Here is a 15,160-nt window from a genome sequence, read left to right as displayed (position 1 = left end):
CTCCTGACTCCTGAGTTCTGACTCCTGACTCCCGAATCCTGAGTTCTGACTCCTGAATTCAGGGTCAACCAGAACTTCCAACCTAAGTTGACACTGATTTTGAATTTGTAATTTCATTCCTTTATAAGGTTTTACCTATGCGTTTACCCTATTTTTTGCTGGGTCTAATTCCGCTGCTATTCCCCCTATCCGTTGAAGCGCAACCAATGTTGCCTTCCACGGATGACCCAAGCCGAATTGAGCAAGATATACCGCCAGTGACGCCCCCTGACCCCGCAGCTGATATTGTGATTCCTGAAACCGAGGACCTCGAACCTCCGGCAGGAGCAGACGAGCAACTGTTTGTTTTAGAGCAACTTACGGTAGAAGGCATCACCGTCTACGACGAGGCTGAGATCGCAGAACTGTTTGAACCGCTGTTGGGCATAGAGATTAGCCTGGCGGACCTCTATGCGATCGCCAATGACTTAACCGCTCTCTATCGCGAAGATGGTTACTTGTTGTCCAGGGTTGTGGTTCCAGCCCAAACCGTTGAAGCAGGGCAGGTGCGTTTGCAAGCCATTGAGGGCTATATCGAATCCGTTGAACTAGATGATGCCGCTCAGGAGCGGCTGTCGCCTCGGTTGCAACGACGAGTCTTGAGGTATGCCAGACGCCTGGAAGGGGATGCTCCCCTAAACAGCGATCCCTTAGAGCGCTACCTGCTGTTGATTAATGATCTGGCTGGAGTCACCCTAAAAAGCACCCTGGGACCTGGGAGTGTGACCGGGGCGACTCGTTTAGTCCTGAGTCCCACCTATGCGCCGGTCAACGCTACCCTTGGCATCAATAATCGAGGCAGTAACACCACTGGGCCACTGCGGGTGCAGGGGGGTGTTTTCCTCAACTCGTTGTTAGGTGAGGGGGAGTTACTTAGCTTGACCGGGACCATCACCCCCCAGAACTTCAGTCAGTTGGGGAGTTTGGCCGCCGGGGTGCGCTACCCGGTTGGGGATGACGGCCTTCAGTTGGGCGCCACATTTAGCTATACAACCGTGGAACCAGGGGGCGAGCTGCAAGCCTTTGGGGTTGATGGCGAAAGCTATAGTGCTGAGCTGGCGGCAATATATCCGCTCCAGCGATCGCGGCAGCAGAACCTATCGCTGTGGGGTAGTCTAGAGGCCATCAGTAGCACCACCCAGAGCACCTTCACCGGGGCTCCGGCCATTCTCAGCCAGGATCGGCTCCGGGTGGCACGGGTTGGCCTGCAAGGCGATCGCCAGGATGCCAGCGGCCTAACCCTAGGGCGGCTCGTCCTATCCCAGGGGCTGGGGGGCAGCAGCGGGGCGCCCGATCGCCCGCTATCGCGAGCCCAGGGCAGTACTGGCTTTACTAGCCTCAAGGCAGAAGTCACCCGCCGCCAGCAACTGCCTGCTGGGTTTGCCCTAGAAGCGGGGGCGATCGGGCAAGTGGCTACCACCAGCCTGTTGGTGCCGGAGCAATTTGGCTTAGGGGGCAGTCGCTATGGCCGCGCCTTTGTGCCATCCCAACTGCTGGGGGACGCAGGCTACGGGCTAAGGCTAGAGTTGCAGCGCCCCATTAGCTACACGGTCGCGGGCTTGGGGGATATGGTGACTCAGCCCCACCTGTTTTTAGACTATGGCCAGGTCTTTCGCTATACCCCAACCGCTGCTGAAAATGCTTCTGATGCGCTTAGTTCCGTGGGGGTAGGGGTTCGTCATCAATTCGAACAACGGCTATTGGGGGAACTAGAGTTAGCCGTGCCGTTGAGTAAAACAGATACAGGACTCAGTAATAACTCCCCACGGGTGTACTTTAATCTGCAAGCCTTTTTCTAGCGAGGTTGCCGTCTGGCGAGATATTGTGCTAATCGCAATGCCAGTAGCCAGGAGCTAGAATGCCGGTATAAATCCTAGGGCAAAGCCCTGGGATGCCCCGAAATTCATGACCAATTAGTCCAAGACCCCTGGGATCTTGGCATACTGGACCGCTGCCCATAGACCCCAGCGATTGTTGAACAACAGTCCTGTGATCGATCGCTGCTCTAGAGCATGTCCCCACTGAGCGCCATCTTGGCCTACACCTATTCCGGCCGTCGCCTACCCCCGGCTGCCGCGATCGGGTTCGGCCCCAATAGAGTAGTGGAGGTTGCAAACTAGGGTTTACTAAACCCAGTAGGTTTGTTTTACTGACTTTTTATCCCATTACGTCCAGGCAGCTATGGCATCTCAAGGTAAAGACGCGACGGAAAAACAAAAAGCCCTTTCCATGGTGCTAACTCAGATCGAGCGCAACTTTGGTAAGGGCTCGATCATGCGCCTGGGGGATGCCAGCCGCATGAAAGTGGAAACCATTTCCACCGGGGCCCTCACCCTGGATTTGGCCTTGGGGGGCGGCCTGCCCAAAGGTCGCGTGATCGAGATCTACGGCCCCGAAAGCTCTGGCAAGACCACCGTAGCCCTACACGCCCTGGCCGAAGTGCAAAAGGCGGGAGGCGTCGCAGCCTTTGTGGATGCCGAACATGCCCTGGACCCGGTATACGCCAAGGCCCTGGGGGTCGATATTGACGAGTTATTGGTGTCTCAGCCAGATACCGGGGAAATGGGTCTGGAGGTGGTGGACCAACTGGTGCGCTCTGCCGCCGTTGACCTGGTGGTGGTCGATTCGGTGGCCGCCCTGGTACCCCGGGCCGAAATTGAAGGGGAAATGGGGGATGCCCATGTGGGGTTGCAAGCCCGCCTGATGAGCCAAGCCCTGCGCAAAATTACCGGCAGTATTGGTAAATCCCAGTGTACGGTGATCTTTCTAAACCAGCTGCGCCAGAAAATCGGTATTTCCTATGGCAACCCGGAAGTAACCACTGGCGGCAACGCCCTCAAGTTCTATGCCTCTGTGCGGCTCGACATTCGCCGCATTCAGACCCTGAAAAAAGGAACCGAAGAGTTCGGTATTCGAGCCAAAGTCAAGGTGGCTAAAAATAAGGTAGCCCCCCCGTTCCGAATCGCCGAGTTTGACATCCTATTTGGCCAGGGCATCTCTACCCTGGGTTGCCTGGTTGACTTAGCCGAGCAAACTGGCGTGATTGTGCGCAAAGGGGCCTGGTACAGCTACGATGGCGACAATATTGGTCAGGGTCGCGACAACACCATCCAGCGACTGCTAGAGGATGCCGCCTTTACCACTCAGGTAGAGGCCCAGGTGCGGCAGAAGCTGGCGATTAACAGTGCTGCCCTAGAGGTCGAAGGCGAACAAAAGCCGGACACTTGATACCAGAACCCTCCTACTTTGAGGCCTAAGTCGGCCAACCATTCCTGACACCTGACACCCGACACCCTCAGCAGCGGTGGTCATATTTTTGCCAGCCAGCCCCAGGGTAACAACCAATGGAGTTGAGGCTGGCATCAGTAGATACTGGCATCTATATCAAGTCCAGCTCGGGATCTGGAGTTTTTCCACAGGCAGAATTCCAGATCTAGACTTGGATTTGGTTTATTTTGCTACTGGTATCTTTTATAGATGTTCAGAATTGACAAAAATCTGTGAAATCCCACGTTTGAATAATAGCTAGATGTTGTCGGGACTACGGTGAATTTGACTGCGACTTTCTTAAATCAATCTGAATCTAACTCTGAAAACCGACGAATGACGTTATTCTGACGTTATTAGCTGGAACCTTACAAAAATAAACGTTAGAAATCGTTAGTGATCAAAGTTACAAGATTCGCAAATCCCAGAAACCAATGGCTTTAAGGGCCTGCGGCAATGCCTTAACGTTTCTATAATGCCTTAACGCTTCTATAATGCCTTAACGCTTCTATAAGGAGCATAATCCTGCCTTAAAAGTGGTCTGATAAGTTTTCATTGTTCCATTGATTGCTTCAATAGCAATGATTGGTGATCGCAATCCTAGACAGGTTTCTATTGCTTTAATGCTTTTTACTTCAGCAGTAGAGAAACCTGATGTCAACCCTTAGATGGTTTTGCCTACTGATTTGGCCGAACTACTGTTCATACCAGCACTTTACCCAGAAGTCTATAATCCTATGGTAGTTGCAACCCCTTCCAAAACTGAGCCTCTTAGTCCTGAAGAGCTGCGTAAAATGCACGCCTACTGGCGGGCCTGTCACTATTTGGCAGTAGGGATGATTTACCTGCGGGACAACCCGCTGCTGCGGGAACCCCTGCTAGCCGAGCATGTTAAATATCGGCTTTTGGGGCACTGGGGAGCCTCCCCCGCCCTCAGCTTCACCTATATCCACTGCAACCGGCTGATTAAGAAGTACGATCTGGATATGGTCTTTGTGGCTGGGCCAGGTCACGGTGCCCCGGGAGTACTGGGACCAGTTTATTTAGAAGGTACCTATTCTGAAATCTACCCCGACAAGAGCGAAGATGCCGAAGGGATGCGGCGGTTCTTCAAGCAATTTTCCTTCCCTGGGCACATCGGTAGCCACGTCACCCCTGAAACCCCAGGATCTATCCATGAAGGGGGGGAGTTAGGCTATTGTCTCTCCCATTCCTTTGGGGCGGTACTAGACAACCCAGACCTGATCGTAGCCTGTGTGGTGGGGGACGGTGAAGCCGAAACCGGGCCTCTCGCCACCGCCTGGCATTCCAATAAATTTATTAACCCAGTTCGGGATGGGGCCGTGTTGCCCATTCTCAATCTGAACGGCTACAAGATTGCTAACCCTACAATTCTGGCTCGCATTTCCCATGAGGAACTCGAGGCCCTATTCCGGGGCTATGGCTATACCCCCTATTTTGTGGAAGGCCACGACCCAGATGAGATGCACCAGCGCATGGCCGCAGTGATGGAAGAATGTGTTTTACAGATCAAGACTGTGCAGCGGGAAGCTCGCATTAGCGGTCATGTGGAGCGTCCCCGTTGGCCGATGATTGTGCTACGCACCCCTAAGGGTTGGACTGGCCCTCAAGAAGTCGATGGCCACAAAGTAGAAGGATTCTGGCGGGCGCACCAGGTCCCCATGGGCGGCATGCACAGCAACCCAGACCACCTGAAAAAGCTAGAAGCCTGGATGCGCAGCTATAAACCAGAGGAGTTGTTCGATGAAAACGGCACCCTGATTCCAGAACTGAAGGAGCTGGCTCCCAGCGGCCACCGACGCATGAGCGCCAACCCCCATGCCAATGGGGGACTGGTGCGCAAAGCGTTAAACATGCCGGATTTTCGGGACTATGCCATTGAGGTGTCCAAACATGGCACGGTGGAGTTTGAAAACACCAAGGCCCTGGGCATCTTGATGCGTGAGATCATGCGCGATAACCCAAAAAACTTTCGGCTGATGGGGCCTGACGAAACTGCCTCCAACCGACTGCACCCGGTGTATGAGGTGACCAAAAAGGTATGGATGGCCGACTTCCTACCCGAAGACCTGGACGGTAGCCAGCTATCACGGGACGGTCGGGTAATGGAAATGTTAAGCGAACACACCCTACAGGGGTGGCTTGAGGGCTACTTGCTCACCGGTCGTCATGGACTATTTCACACCTACGAAGCCTTTGCCCACGTGGTGGACTCCATGTTTAACCAGCATGCCAAGTGGCTGGATATCTGCAAAAACCACGTGCCCTGGCGGCGGTCAGTGTCTTCGCTGAATATTCTGCTGTCCTCTTTGGTCTGGCGACAAGACCACAACGGCTTTAGCCACCAAGATCCGGGCTATGTGGACCTGGTCACTAATAAAAGCCCCGACGTGGTGCGGGTCTACTTTCCCCCCGATGCCAACTGCCTACTGTCGGTAGCCGACCACTGCTTCCGCAGTGTGGACTACATCAACGTAATCGTGTCGGATAAGCAAAACCACTTGCAGTACCTGCCTATGGATGAGGCGGTCAAACACTGCACCAAGGGTATCGGCATTTGGGACTGGGCCAGTAATGACGACTGTGGCACCGAACCCGATATCCCTGATGTGATTATGGCCTGCTGTGGTGACATCACCACAAAAGAGTCCCTGGCAGCCACGGCCATTCTGCGGGAAGAGTTCCCCTACCTGAAGGTGCGATTTATTAACGTGGTAGATTTATTTACCCTGATCTCAGAAGGAGAGCATCCCCACGGGCTCAGCGATCGCGACTTTGACTCCCTGTTCACCAAAGATAAGCCAGTAATCTTTAACTTCCATGGTTATCCCTGGTTGATTCACAAGCTGGTGTACCGTCGTTCAAAGCAAGAACGGATTCACGTGCGGGGCTATAAGGAACAGGGCAACATCAATACCCCTCTGGAACTGGCGATCAACAATGAGATTGACCGGTTTAACCTGGTGATTGATGTGATTGACCGGGTGCCCAAGCTGGGTTCTGCGGCGGGCCATGTGAAGGAACGGATGAAAAACAAAATCATCGAATGCCTGACCTATGCCCACCAAGAGGGGCGCGATCCAGATGATATTGTCCATTGGACCTGGCCCTATTGATCGAGCTCCACCTTGTCCTGCTACCGTTGGCAGGCAACTAGAACGGATGCTTTACTAAATACAGCATTGGCTTAGGCAAACCCTGAGAACAGACATGACATCCCCAGGCCAAACACCGATAAGCGGATGGAAAATGGTAGGCTCTTAGAAATGCTGTGTATAGAATTCGATTTAGTAGGAGAGGATTTAGGTAGATGAAACGACTGGTTGGTCTACTCGTTGGAATTAGCTTGCTCATTGGGCTGTGGGGCAGTGTTGGGGTAGCTCAACCAGCTACCGCTGCTTCCCTAGGTGCCATTCGGGTGTCAGACATGGCATACATTGCAGAAGACATCCCTGAAAATGCGGTTGATGCTAAGCTCGGTACAGCCTACGGTGCCAAGCTAGATCTGAACAACGCCAACGTTCAGAGCTTTAGAAAATATCCAGGGCTATACCCTACCCTGGCCCGCAAAATTTTGTTGAATGCCCCCTACGATAGCGTCGAAGCGGTGCTAGATCTGCCGGGGTTAAGCCAGCAGCAATTGGATATTTTGAAAGCAAACTTGGATAACTTTGCGGTCACCGAACCGGATCCCGCCTTGGTACAAGGAGCCGATCGCTTTAATAATGGTGTCTACAAGTAAGGGATGAACCGATCACTACCTTCACTGGCGGTGACGGCAGATAGCACTAGTCCCAGGCTCTCCCTATCAATGTCCCGGACAAGGGGATCATTGCTAGGGAGGGCTTCTCTAGTTTTTAGGAGGGGGGTTTGACCCAGATCAACCGAGCTCAGGGGGCTGTCCCCCCGCCCTATGACTTTGATGTACTCGTAATCGGGGGTGGGGCAGCGGGGCTCTATGCCACCCTGTCGATTCCATCCCAATGGCGCATCGGGCTGATCACCAAAGACAACCTGTCCCTATCAGCCAGCGATTGGGCTCAGGGGGGAATTGCCGCCGCCCTAGCTGCCGATGACTCAGTTAAGTTGCATCGAGAAGACACCATGCGAGCGGGAGCGGGGTTGTGCGATCGCGCTGCCGTTGATCACCTGGTTGCCCATGCCGCCCCCTGCATTGAACGATTGGTCGACCTGGGAGTGGCCTTTGACCGCAATGCTGGCCAGTTGGCCATGACCCTGGAGGCGGCCCATTCTCGTCGTCGGGTTTTGCATGCCGCTGACACCACGGGCCGGGCAGTGGTGTCTATTTTGGCAGAGGCCGTCTTACAACGGCCTAACATAACGGTTTTAGAAGGGGCCTTTGCCATTGATTTGTGGTTGCACCAGGGGCAATGTCAAGGGGCCTTGGTGGCTGATCAAGGTCAGTTGCAGTGGATATCGGCCCAGGCGACGGTGCTGGCTACCGGCGGTGGTGGCCAAGTTTATGTGCACACCACCAACCCGGCCGCTAGCACTGGCGATGGGGTAGCGATGGCCTGGCGGGCGGGCGGTCAGTTGCGGGATTTGGAATTTGTCCAGTTTCACCCCACCTGTCTGACCCAGCCCGGAGCACCGCCGTTTCTCATTAGTGAAGCGGTACGAGGGGAAGGGGCACATCTGGTGGACGACGACGGCGATCGCTTCGCCAAAGCCTATCATCCCGATGGCGAGCTGGCCCCCCGGGATGTGGTCAGCCGCGCCATTTTCCATCACTTGCAGCGCACGGGGAAAGCCCATGTCTGGCTGGACATGCGCCCCATCCCCACCGATCGGCTACAGTACCGCTTTCCCAACATCATCAAGGTGTGTCGCACCTGGGGCTGCGACCCCCTGACCCAATTGGTGCCCGTTTCCCCCGCCGCCCACTACTGGATGGGGGGCATTACCACTGACCTGCACAGCCAGACGACCATCCCCCGCCTCTATGCAGTGGGGGAAAATGCCAGTACTGGCGTCCATGGAGCCAACCGCCTAGCCAGCAATTCTCTGCTGGAATGTCTGGTGTATGGGGCGGAACTGGCCCACTTACCCCTGCAGCCAGGGTTGGTGAAGCCCCACCCCTATAAACCTTTGATTCCAGAGGTTCTGCCCAATCCCCTTGGCTGGCCCAATCCCCATGGCTGGACGGATCACAGCCTGGAGGCGATGCAGCGCCAGCGGCACCACCTGACCCAGCTAATGTGGGAGCGGGCCGCCATTAGTCGCCATCAACAGGGGCTGGAGGAGGCGATCGCCACCGTAGTGGCCTGGCAGCAGCAGGCCCAAGCCAGCCCTCTCAGTCAGTGGGTTAAGGCACTAGTTCCAGGGGTAGCCTGCCCCTGCCCCTGCCCCCTCAGCCACGAGCAAATGCGCGCCTGGGGCGAACTACGCAACCTCTACGACATTGCCGACTTGATCCTCCGCAGCGCCGCCTTCCGTACGGAGAGTCGGGGCGGCCATTACCGTAGTGACTTTCCAGCTACCGCTGCTGACTGGCAGGCCCACACCCTGGTGGATCAGCACCAGGGATGGCGGCGGGCCAGGGTCGACTAGTACAAGAAGGCAGCAGGCAGAAAGAGAATCCCGCCCTAGACAGAAGTTTGGGCTGACGGAAGTAGGTGAGTCATTTCTGTCGTGAAGTACTATTAGTCAGTCAAAAAAATAATGACGACAGATGTGACTTAGGGTTCACGGTTTATGGTGTGCGGTTTAAGGCGATCCATAGACCTTGCACCGTATACCGTGAACCCTGCTGACCCGTCACTTCTGGCTTGACAGAACACTATGCCTCCGACTCTTTTGGCGGCTGGTACCCCTGCTCAAAGGCAAAGCGCACCAGCTGAGAGCGATTTTCCAGCTTCAGCTTGGCCAGCATATTGCTGAGATGGGTTTGGACTGTCCGGGGGCTGATAAACAGGTGCTCACCAATCTGTTTGTTGGTAAACCCCTGCACCACTTCCCAAAATACCTTTTCTTCGGCTGGGGTGAGGGGCAATGGGGGAGGGGTTGATGGGGCGGGTGGGCGAGATTGGGTCATCGCCTCATACAGCCGCTGGGAACGGGCGATCGCCCCCTTGACTTTCGCGATCAGCTCCTTGGCATGAAACGGTTTCACCAAATAGTCATCGGCTCCAATCAGGTGGCCTTTGACCCGGTTATCCACATCCCCTTGACTGGACAAAAAAATAAACGGGATGATGTCGCCCCCTGGTCTAGATCGCAGTTGATGGCAAAACTCAAACCCACTCATTTCTGGCATCACCACATCGGAAACCACCACATCGGCTGGTTGTCGACTGAGCAGGGTAAGGGCTTCTTGGCCCGACAAGGCATTGATCACCTCAAATCCTTGGGTCTTTAGCCGGCGGGTGAGGGCCATCTGTAGAATCTGGTCATCATCAACAATTAGGACTGTGCTCATGGTTCAAGGCTTCAACGATAGTCAGGACATGGGCCATAGGCCAGGGCCTACAGGCAGAAACAAGAGGCGCTAAGGACAGCCGCTAGGGAAACCAGAAAACGGTGTAACATAAGCGGTTCTAAGCCCCAAAAGCGGATTAGACTATGGGTTGTTTTGTCGTTTCGCGGGCAGTTTGCGATGTACGAACGAATTACTCCTCCCTCCGTGGGTGAACGCATCACCTTTAAAGATGGCGAACCCGTCGTACCAGATACGCCTATAGTTCCCTACATTCGTGGGGATGGAACGGGGGTCGATATTTGGCCTGCGGCCCAGCGGGTATTTGATGCGGCGGTGGCGACCGCCTACGGTGGCCAGCGGGAGATTGTCTGGTTTAAGGTATACGCTGGCGACGAAGCCTGTGAACAGTACGGTACGTTTCAATACTTGCCAGAAGATACCCTGCAAGCAATTCGCGAATATGGGGTAGCGATTAAGGGGCCACTGACCACCCCGATTGGGGGTGGCATTCGCTCATTAAACGTGGCTTTGCGTCAAATTAACGATCTCTATGCCTGTGTTCGCCCCTGCACATATTATGCTGGCACCCCATCTCCCCACCGCAGTCCTGAAAAGCTAGATGTGATCATCTATCGGGAAAATACCGAGGACATTTACCTCGGCATCGAATGGAAGCAGGGGGACCCCATTTGTGATCAGTTAATCAAGATCCTGAACACCGATTTAATTCCCGCCACCCCAGAGCACGGTAAAAAACAAATTCCGCTAGATGCTGGCATTGGCATTAAGCCGATCAGTAAAACTGGCACCCAGCGGCTGGTGCGGCGGGCCATGAAGCATGCCCTGCGGCTACCTAAAGCCAAGCAGCAGGTCACCCTGGTGCATAAGGGCAACATTATGAAATACACAGAAGGGGCGTTCCGGGATTGGGGGTACGAGTTAGCCACCACCGAATTTCGGGCCGAATGCGTGACAGAGCGAGAATCCTGGGTGCTGAGCAATAAGGAGCATAATCCCGATATTTCCATTGAGGACAATGCCCGCCAGGTGGAACCCGGCTACGATGCCCTCACCCCCGAAAAAAAGGCTGAAGCCTGCGATGAGGTTAAGGGAATTTTAGCGGCTATCTGGGATACCCACGGCAATGGCCAGTGGAAAGAAAAGGTGATGGTCAACGATCGCATCGCCGACAGTATCTTCCAGCAAATTCAGACTCGCCCCGATGAGTACTCGATCTTGGCCACTATGAACCTGAACGGCGACTACCTGTCCGATGCGGCAGCAGCCATTGTCGGCGGCCTGGGCATGGGGCCAGGGGCCAATATTGGCGATACCTGCGCCATTTTTGAGGCCACCCACGGTACCGCCCCTAAGCACGCCGGTCTCGATCGGATTAACCCCGGTTCTGTCATCCTGTCAGGGGTGATGATGCTGGAATATATGGGCTGGCAAGAAGCCGCCGATCTGATTAAAAAGGGGATTGGTGGGGCGATCGCTAACCGCGAAGTCACCTACGACCTGGCTCGTCTGATGGAACCGCCGGTGAATCCACCGCTCAAGTGCTCGGAGTTTGCCGAGGCGATTATTCGTCACTTTGGCGATTAGCAATGCAGCGTCAAGTCTTGAATTGAGGGTTAACAGATGTAGAGATTTGGTAGCGCCAAGGTCCGAAATCCCCTCCTTGGGAGGGGTAGGGGTGGGTTAATGCAAACCCGGAGAAACCCACCCCGCCCTCCGGGCACCCCTCCCAGGAGGGGACCGCCCAATCCTTTCCTGAGGAACGTTTTGCGAACGGACAACCCTTCGTGGACTCTCCTTTGGGATCTGTACAAGCGTTCCAGGAATCTGGAGTTAGGTCGCGATTGCCAGGTTTCAGGCCTTGAAAATAGGCATTGATTAAAGCCCCATTTCTGCAAAACTCAAGCGCCAGTTTTTGGGAATGGCTTTAGTATAGGGGGCTAAATCGCACCGTTAAGATTGCCCCCTAGCCTCAGGCCCAGACCGTATCTACCGCTGAGGGGGATTATAAAAATCTGGGGATGGCCCGCGCCAATGATCTCTAAACGCTTCTTCTATGGTTCCCGTTGGCTGTTACAACAGCCCTGGCTATGGCTGCTGCTGTGGGGCGGCGGCCTGCTCTACCTGAATCATCCCGAACCCAGCCTGCGGGCGGATGAAGCCTACTATGCTCAGCAGGCCCGGTGGATGCTCCAGCACAATGACTGGGTTACCGTTGGTTGGGGGGGGATGCCTCAGGTGGATCAACCGCCAGGGTTACTGTGGCTGATGGCCTTGAGCTACCACTGGTTTGGCTATAGCGAGCTAACGGTGCGGTTGCCAGCTATGGTGGCGGCGGCTATGACCCTAGGGCTAACCTGGCGGGTGGGGCAGCGGCTTCTGCCCCCAGTGAGTGGTCTGTGGGGGGCGGCTATTTTGGTGGTATTACCCCTGTGGAGCCAGGCGAGCAAGCTGGGCACCCCAGACATGCTGGGGGCGACCCTGCCTCTGTTGGGAATTTGGGCTCTGCTCCATAGCGAAGCTGATCCTTCCCGGCGATTAGGGGCTGGGTTAGGGGCTGGGATCGCCTTCAGTGCCGGGTTCCTGGTGAATGGGCTAATGGCCGTGCTGCCCCTGGTGGCCCTGCTCCCCTACCTGGTGCGGGGGCGCCACAGTCACCACCACTTGCAGAATCCTGGCCTGTACTGTGGTCTGGGGATAGGGACAGTTCCGACCGGTATTTGGCTGGGGCACATCGTCGCCCGCCAGGGGGTAGAGGCGCTCTATCCCCTGGTGAGCCAGTTGCGCTTGCTGGGGTTGTCCCCAGAGGTGGGGGGTCCTGCGATGACCCTAGAACCTACTGCCAGGCTGTCTTACTACCTCTGGCATGTACCGCTCACCACCCTGCCTTGGGTGTTGCTGACCGTGGTGGGGGCCTGGCTGGTGGGTCGCAATCCTCAAGTGGGGCGTCGTACCCTGTGGCTGGGGTATCCGCTGGTGCTGCTGGTGGGATTAAGTCTAGTGGAACCGCGCCATGGCTCCTATGCTCTGCCGATCTATCCGTTTATGGCGCTGTTGGCTGCGGTAGGGTTGCACTATTTAGGACGGTTGTATCGCTCGGCGGCCCCCAGCCGCTATCGGGTGGCTTTGGCCCTGGGCTGGGGGTTGGGAGTGTTAGCCATGGGGTTAATCTCAGCTGGGTTGGCCCTGCTGCTCACCCCTGGCGAACTGATTTCAGCAGAGCTGCGGCTCTATGGATGGGTGGGGCTGTTGGGGGGCATTGGCGGATTGGTTCCCTGGATCATTGGTTTGAATCGCCAGGGACGGGTACCCCTGCTCCAGCAGCGGCTGTGGCAGGGGGGCTGGCTGATGGGGCCTTGGCTGGGGCTGGCGGCAGTGTTCTTGACCGGGTTGTGGGGAAACTATAGCCCAGATATTAAGCAGGCCTTACACACGGGGGCGATCGCATCGACCCTGGCCCACAATCCCGTCCATGTGGTGCCATTGCCGGATGTCCCCCTGGCCGGGTCTGTCTTTGCCCAGCAAGACACCATGATGTTGCTGACCGCCTATACCCCCCATCTGGGAGAGCCCCTGGCCCATTGGCAGGACTTGCTGTCTGAGGCCTATGCCTGGGTCAATGCCCAGGCGGTGTTACTGGAAAACCTCGACCACGAGGTGATTGGCACCGTCGATGATTGGCAGTTGTTACGAGCTCCGTTTGATCGATCGTTGACCCCCAGGGGCTAGGTCGGGGATGCAGCGAGGGAAAGGAAATTATGGCTGAAGTCCCATTAGAGGAATGGCTGGATGCGGTTAACCGGGAAGCCTTGGTCAGCTTTCCCACTGACACGGTACCTGCCCTGGCCGTGCGCCCCCAGGCGGGCGATCGCATTTATCAACTGAAGCAGCGCAGCCAGACCAAGCCCCTGATTTTAATGGGGGCCACATGGTCCCAACTGCGCCCTTATGTGATTGGCCCTGCCCCTGACGTCGCCCAGTGGCAACAGCTGGCCAATCGCCACTGGCCGGGGGCGCTCACCCTGGTACTGCCCGCCAGCGATCGCGTGCCTGCGGCCATCAACCCCCAGCAGACGGGCACCATTGGCCTGCGGGTACCCAACCATCCCCTGGCCCGCTACCTGCTAGAGCGCACTGGCCCCCTGGCCACCACCAGTGTCAACCGATCGGGCCAACCGCCCCTAGAGACCATGACTGCGATCGCCCAGACATTCCCCTCGGTGCAAGTGCTATCGGCCAACGCCCTGGCCCAACTTTACCCTGCCTTAACTGGCCAGCCACCCCCCGCTGCCGATCGCCCCCAGGGATCGGGGCTACCCTCCACCGTGGCCCGCTGGACGGGTAGCAGTTGGGAGATTCTGCGCCAGGGGGCGGTGACCCTGCAAATCTGACATACTAGACCCAACCCTTTGCGTTGTCCCACTTTTCTGTGCTGCCCTATGGATCACCCCCTCGGTCCTACCCCATCCCAGGTTCAGGCGCTGCAACTGGCCTACGACCGGCTACAGCAGCAGCAGCAGTTTCAAGCGGCGTTTTTAGGCAGCGCCTCCCACGAATTGCGAGCCCCGATCAACCAAATCATTAGTCTGCACCAGCTGATTCTGGAAGACCTGTGCGAGAACCCAGCCGAGGAGCGGGAGTTTCTGATCCAGGCGAATGGGGCTATTCAAACGGTGCTGAAAAATTTGGACCTGCTGATCAGCCTGTCCAAGTTAGAGGTGGGTGGGGTCACCCCTAACCTGCAAGAGCTATCGCTAGCCCCGGTGTTAGACCGAGTGCAACAGCTGACCCAAATGAAATCCCTTAACCGGCATTGTCGCTTGATGGTGGCCCAGGTGGATTCGATGATCGTGGTGTGGAGCGATCGCCAGTGGCTGCTGCAACTACTGGTGATGTTGGTGGATACGGCCATTGACCTCGGTAGTGACGTAATTACCCTAGATGTGGCCCCAGTCTCCCAGGAGGTGGTCTTGACCCTCCACTGCGATCGCCCCCTAGAGCCCCTGTCCGAGTTGGTTTCAGCTACTGAAGCCGAGGCTTCGCCACGAACTGGGTACGATCTCTCCCCTGAATTCAGGGGGCAATTAGCCGCCCGCATTGTCCCCCATCTGGGGGGACAGTTGGACTGTCGACAGCTAGATGGCAAGGGTACAGAATGGAGCCTGCAACTCCCCAGGGAAACGCCAACAGCTGGGGATATCCCCTGAGCTTAGACGATTTCTGAGAAAGAAGCTCCCCAGGTTAAGTCAGCGATCGTAGCTTTCGTAGGGTGGACAGGGCTAGCCCTGTCAAGATGGGTTGAAAGGGTTGATTTTTGCGCTGTTGAAGCGCTGCAAGCTTAATTATGTGCAGGGTGTGTTCCCGGCCTCAGGTCAG

10 protein-coding genes are annotated in these 15,160 nt (G+C 56.1%); 9 read left to right on the top strand and 1 reads right to left on the bottom strand.

Going from position 1 to position 15,160, the window contains the following annotated elements:
• The first annotated feature begins 137 nt into the window (after positions 1–137).
• From E1H13_RS16970 to nadB, 5 genes are all read left to right on the top strand, one after another.
• Positions 138–1,838 (top strand): ShlB/FhaC/HecB family hemolysin secretion/activation protein, encoded by a 1,701-nt coding sequence (locus E1H13_RS16970; RefSeq protein WP_169614825.1) that lies wholly within the window; start codon positions 138–140, stop codon positions 1,836–1,838.
• Positions 1,839–2,220: 382 nt separating this feature from the next.
• Complete coding sequence (recA, locus tag E1H13_RS16965; protein WP_169614823.1) at positions 2,221–3,267, top strand: recombinase RecA; 1,047 nt, start codon at positions 2,221–2,223, stop codon at positions 3,265–3,267.
• A 776-nt stretch (positions 3,268–4,043) separates the two neighbouring features.
• A complete protein-coding gene (locus E1H13_RS16960) occupies positions 4,044–6,443 on the top strand; it encodes a phosphoketolase family protein (protein WP_169614821.1) in 2,400 nt (799 codons plus the stop codon).
• Between the two features lie 194 nt (positions 6,444–6,637).
• Complete coding sequence (gene psbU / locus E1H13_RS16955; protein ID WP_169614819.1) at positions 6,638–7,069, top strand: photosystem II complex extrinsic protein PsbU; 432 nt, start codon at positions 6,638–6,640, stop codon at positions 7,067–7,069.
• A 128-nt stretch (positions 7,070–7,197) separates the two neighbouring features.
• Positions 7,198–8,898 carry an L-aspartate oxidase gene (gene nadB / locus E1H13_RS16950; RefSeq protein ID WP_206070625.1) on the top strand — a complete coding sequence of 567 codons (1,701 nt, stop codon included), beginning with the start codon at positions 7,198–7,200 and terminating at the stop codon, positions 8,896–8,898.
• A gap of 229 nt (positions 8,899–9,127) precedes the next feature.
• Here the strand turns inward: nadB and E1H13_RS16945 are convergent, their stop codons facing one another.
• Positions 9,128–9,766 carry a response regulator transcription factor gene (locus E1H13_RS16945; RefSeq protein WP_169614817.1) on the bottom strand — a complete coding sequence of 213 codons (639 nt, stop codon included), beginning with the start codon at positions 9,764–9,766 and terminating at the stop codon, positions 9,128–9,130.
• Positions 9,767–9,943: 177 nt separating this feature from the next.
• Between E1H13_RS16945 and E1H13_RS16940 the strand changes: the two genes are divergently transcribed.
• The 4 genes from E1H13_RS16940 (at position 9,944) to E1H13_RS16925 (ending at position 14,991) form a co-directional block, all read left to right on the top strand.
• Positions 9,944–11,371 carry an NADP-dependent isocitrate dehydrogenase gene (locus E1H13_RS16940; protein WP_169614815.1) on the top strand — a complete coding sequence of 476 codons (1,428 nt, stop codon included), beginning with the start codon at positions 9,944–9,946 and terminating at the stop codon, positions 11,369–11,371.
• Positions 11,372–11,818: 447 nt separating this feature from the next.
• Positions 11,819–13,513 (top strand): glycosyltransferase family 39 protein, encoded by a 1,695-nt coding sequence (locus E1H13_RS16935; RefSeq protein WP_169614813.1) that lies wholly within the window; start codon positions 11,819–11,821, stop codon positions 13,511–13,513.
• A gap of 29 nt (positions 13,514–13,542) precedes the next feature.
• Positions 13,543–14,175: an L-threonylcarbamoyladenylate synthase gene (locus tag E1H13_RS16930; protein WP_169614812.1), complete on the top strand. Its 633-nt coding sequence runs from the start codon at positions 13,543–13,545 to the stop codon at positions 14,173–14,175.
• 48 nt (positions 14,176–14,223) lie between these two features.
• Positions 14,224–14,991 (top strand): HAMP domain-containing histidine kinase, encoded by a 768-nt coding sequence (locus E1H13_RS16925; RefSeq protein ID WP_169614810.1) that lies wholly within the window; start codon positions 14,224–14,226, stop codon positions 14,989–14,991.
• Positions 14,992–15,160 lie beyond the last annotated feature (169 nt).

Origin of the sequence: Nodosilinea sp. P-1105, assembly GCF_012911975.1 — a bacterium.
Taxonomy (GTDB): Bacteria; Cyanobacteriota; Cyanobacteriia; order Phormidesmidales; family Phormidesmidaceae; genus Nodosilinea.
The sequence above is the reverse complement of the archived record's forward strand: the minus strand, read 5'-3'. Positions and strand labels throughout refer to the sequence as shown.

What these genes read in the sequence shown, in the direction of transcription:
- recA (WP_169614823.1), top strand. Translation starts at nt 2,221, where the DNA reads ATGGCATCTCAAGGTAAAGACGCGACGGAAAAACAAAAAGCCCTTTCC.
- psbU (WP_169614819.1), top strand. Translation starts at nt 6,638, where the DNA reads ATGAAACGACTGGTTGGTCTACTCGTTGGAATTAGCTTGCTCATTGGG.
- E1H13_RS16925 (WP_169614810.1), top strand. Translation starts at nt 14,224, where the DNA reads ATGGATCACCCCCTCGGTCCTACCCCATCCCAGGTTCAGGCGCTGCAA.
- E1H13_RS16960 (WP_169614821.1), top strand. Translation starts at nt 4,044, where the DNA reads ATGGTAGTTGCAACCCCTTCCAAAACTGAGCCTCTTAGTCCTGAAGAG.
- E1H13_RS16930 (WP_169614812.1), top strand. Translation starts at nt 13,543, where the DNA reads ATGGCTGAAGTCCCATTAGAGGAATGGCTGGATGCGGTTAACCGGGAA.
- E1H13_RS16945 (WP_169614817.1), bottom strand. Translation starts at nt 9,766, where the DNA reads ATGAGCACAGTCCTAATTGTTGATGATGACCAGATTCTACAGATGGCC.
- E1H13_RS16970 (WP_169614825.1), top strand. Translation starts at nt 138, where the DNA reads ATGCGTTTACCCTATTTTTTGCTGGGTCTAATTCCGCTGCTATTCCCC.
- E1H13_RS16935 (WP_169614813.1), top strand. Translation starts at nt 11,819, where the DNA reads ATGATCTCTAAACGCTTCTTCTATGGTTCCCGTTGGCTGTTACAACAG.
- E1H13_RS16940 (WP_169614815.1), top strand. Translation starts at nt 9,944, where the DNA reads ATGTACGAACGAATTACTCCTCCCTCCGTGGGTGAACGCATCACCTTT.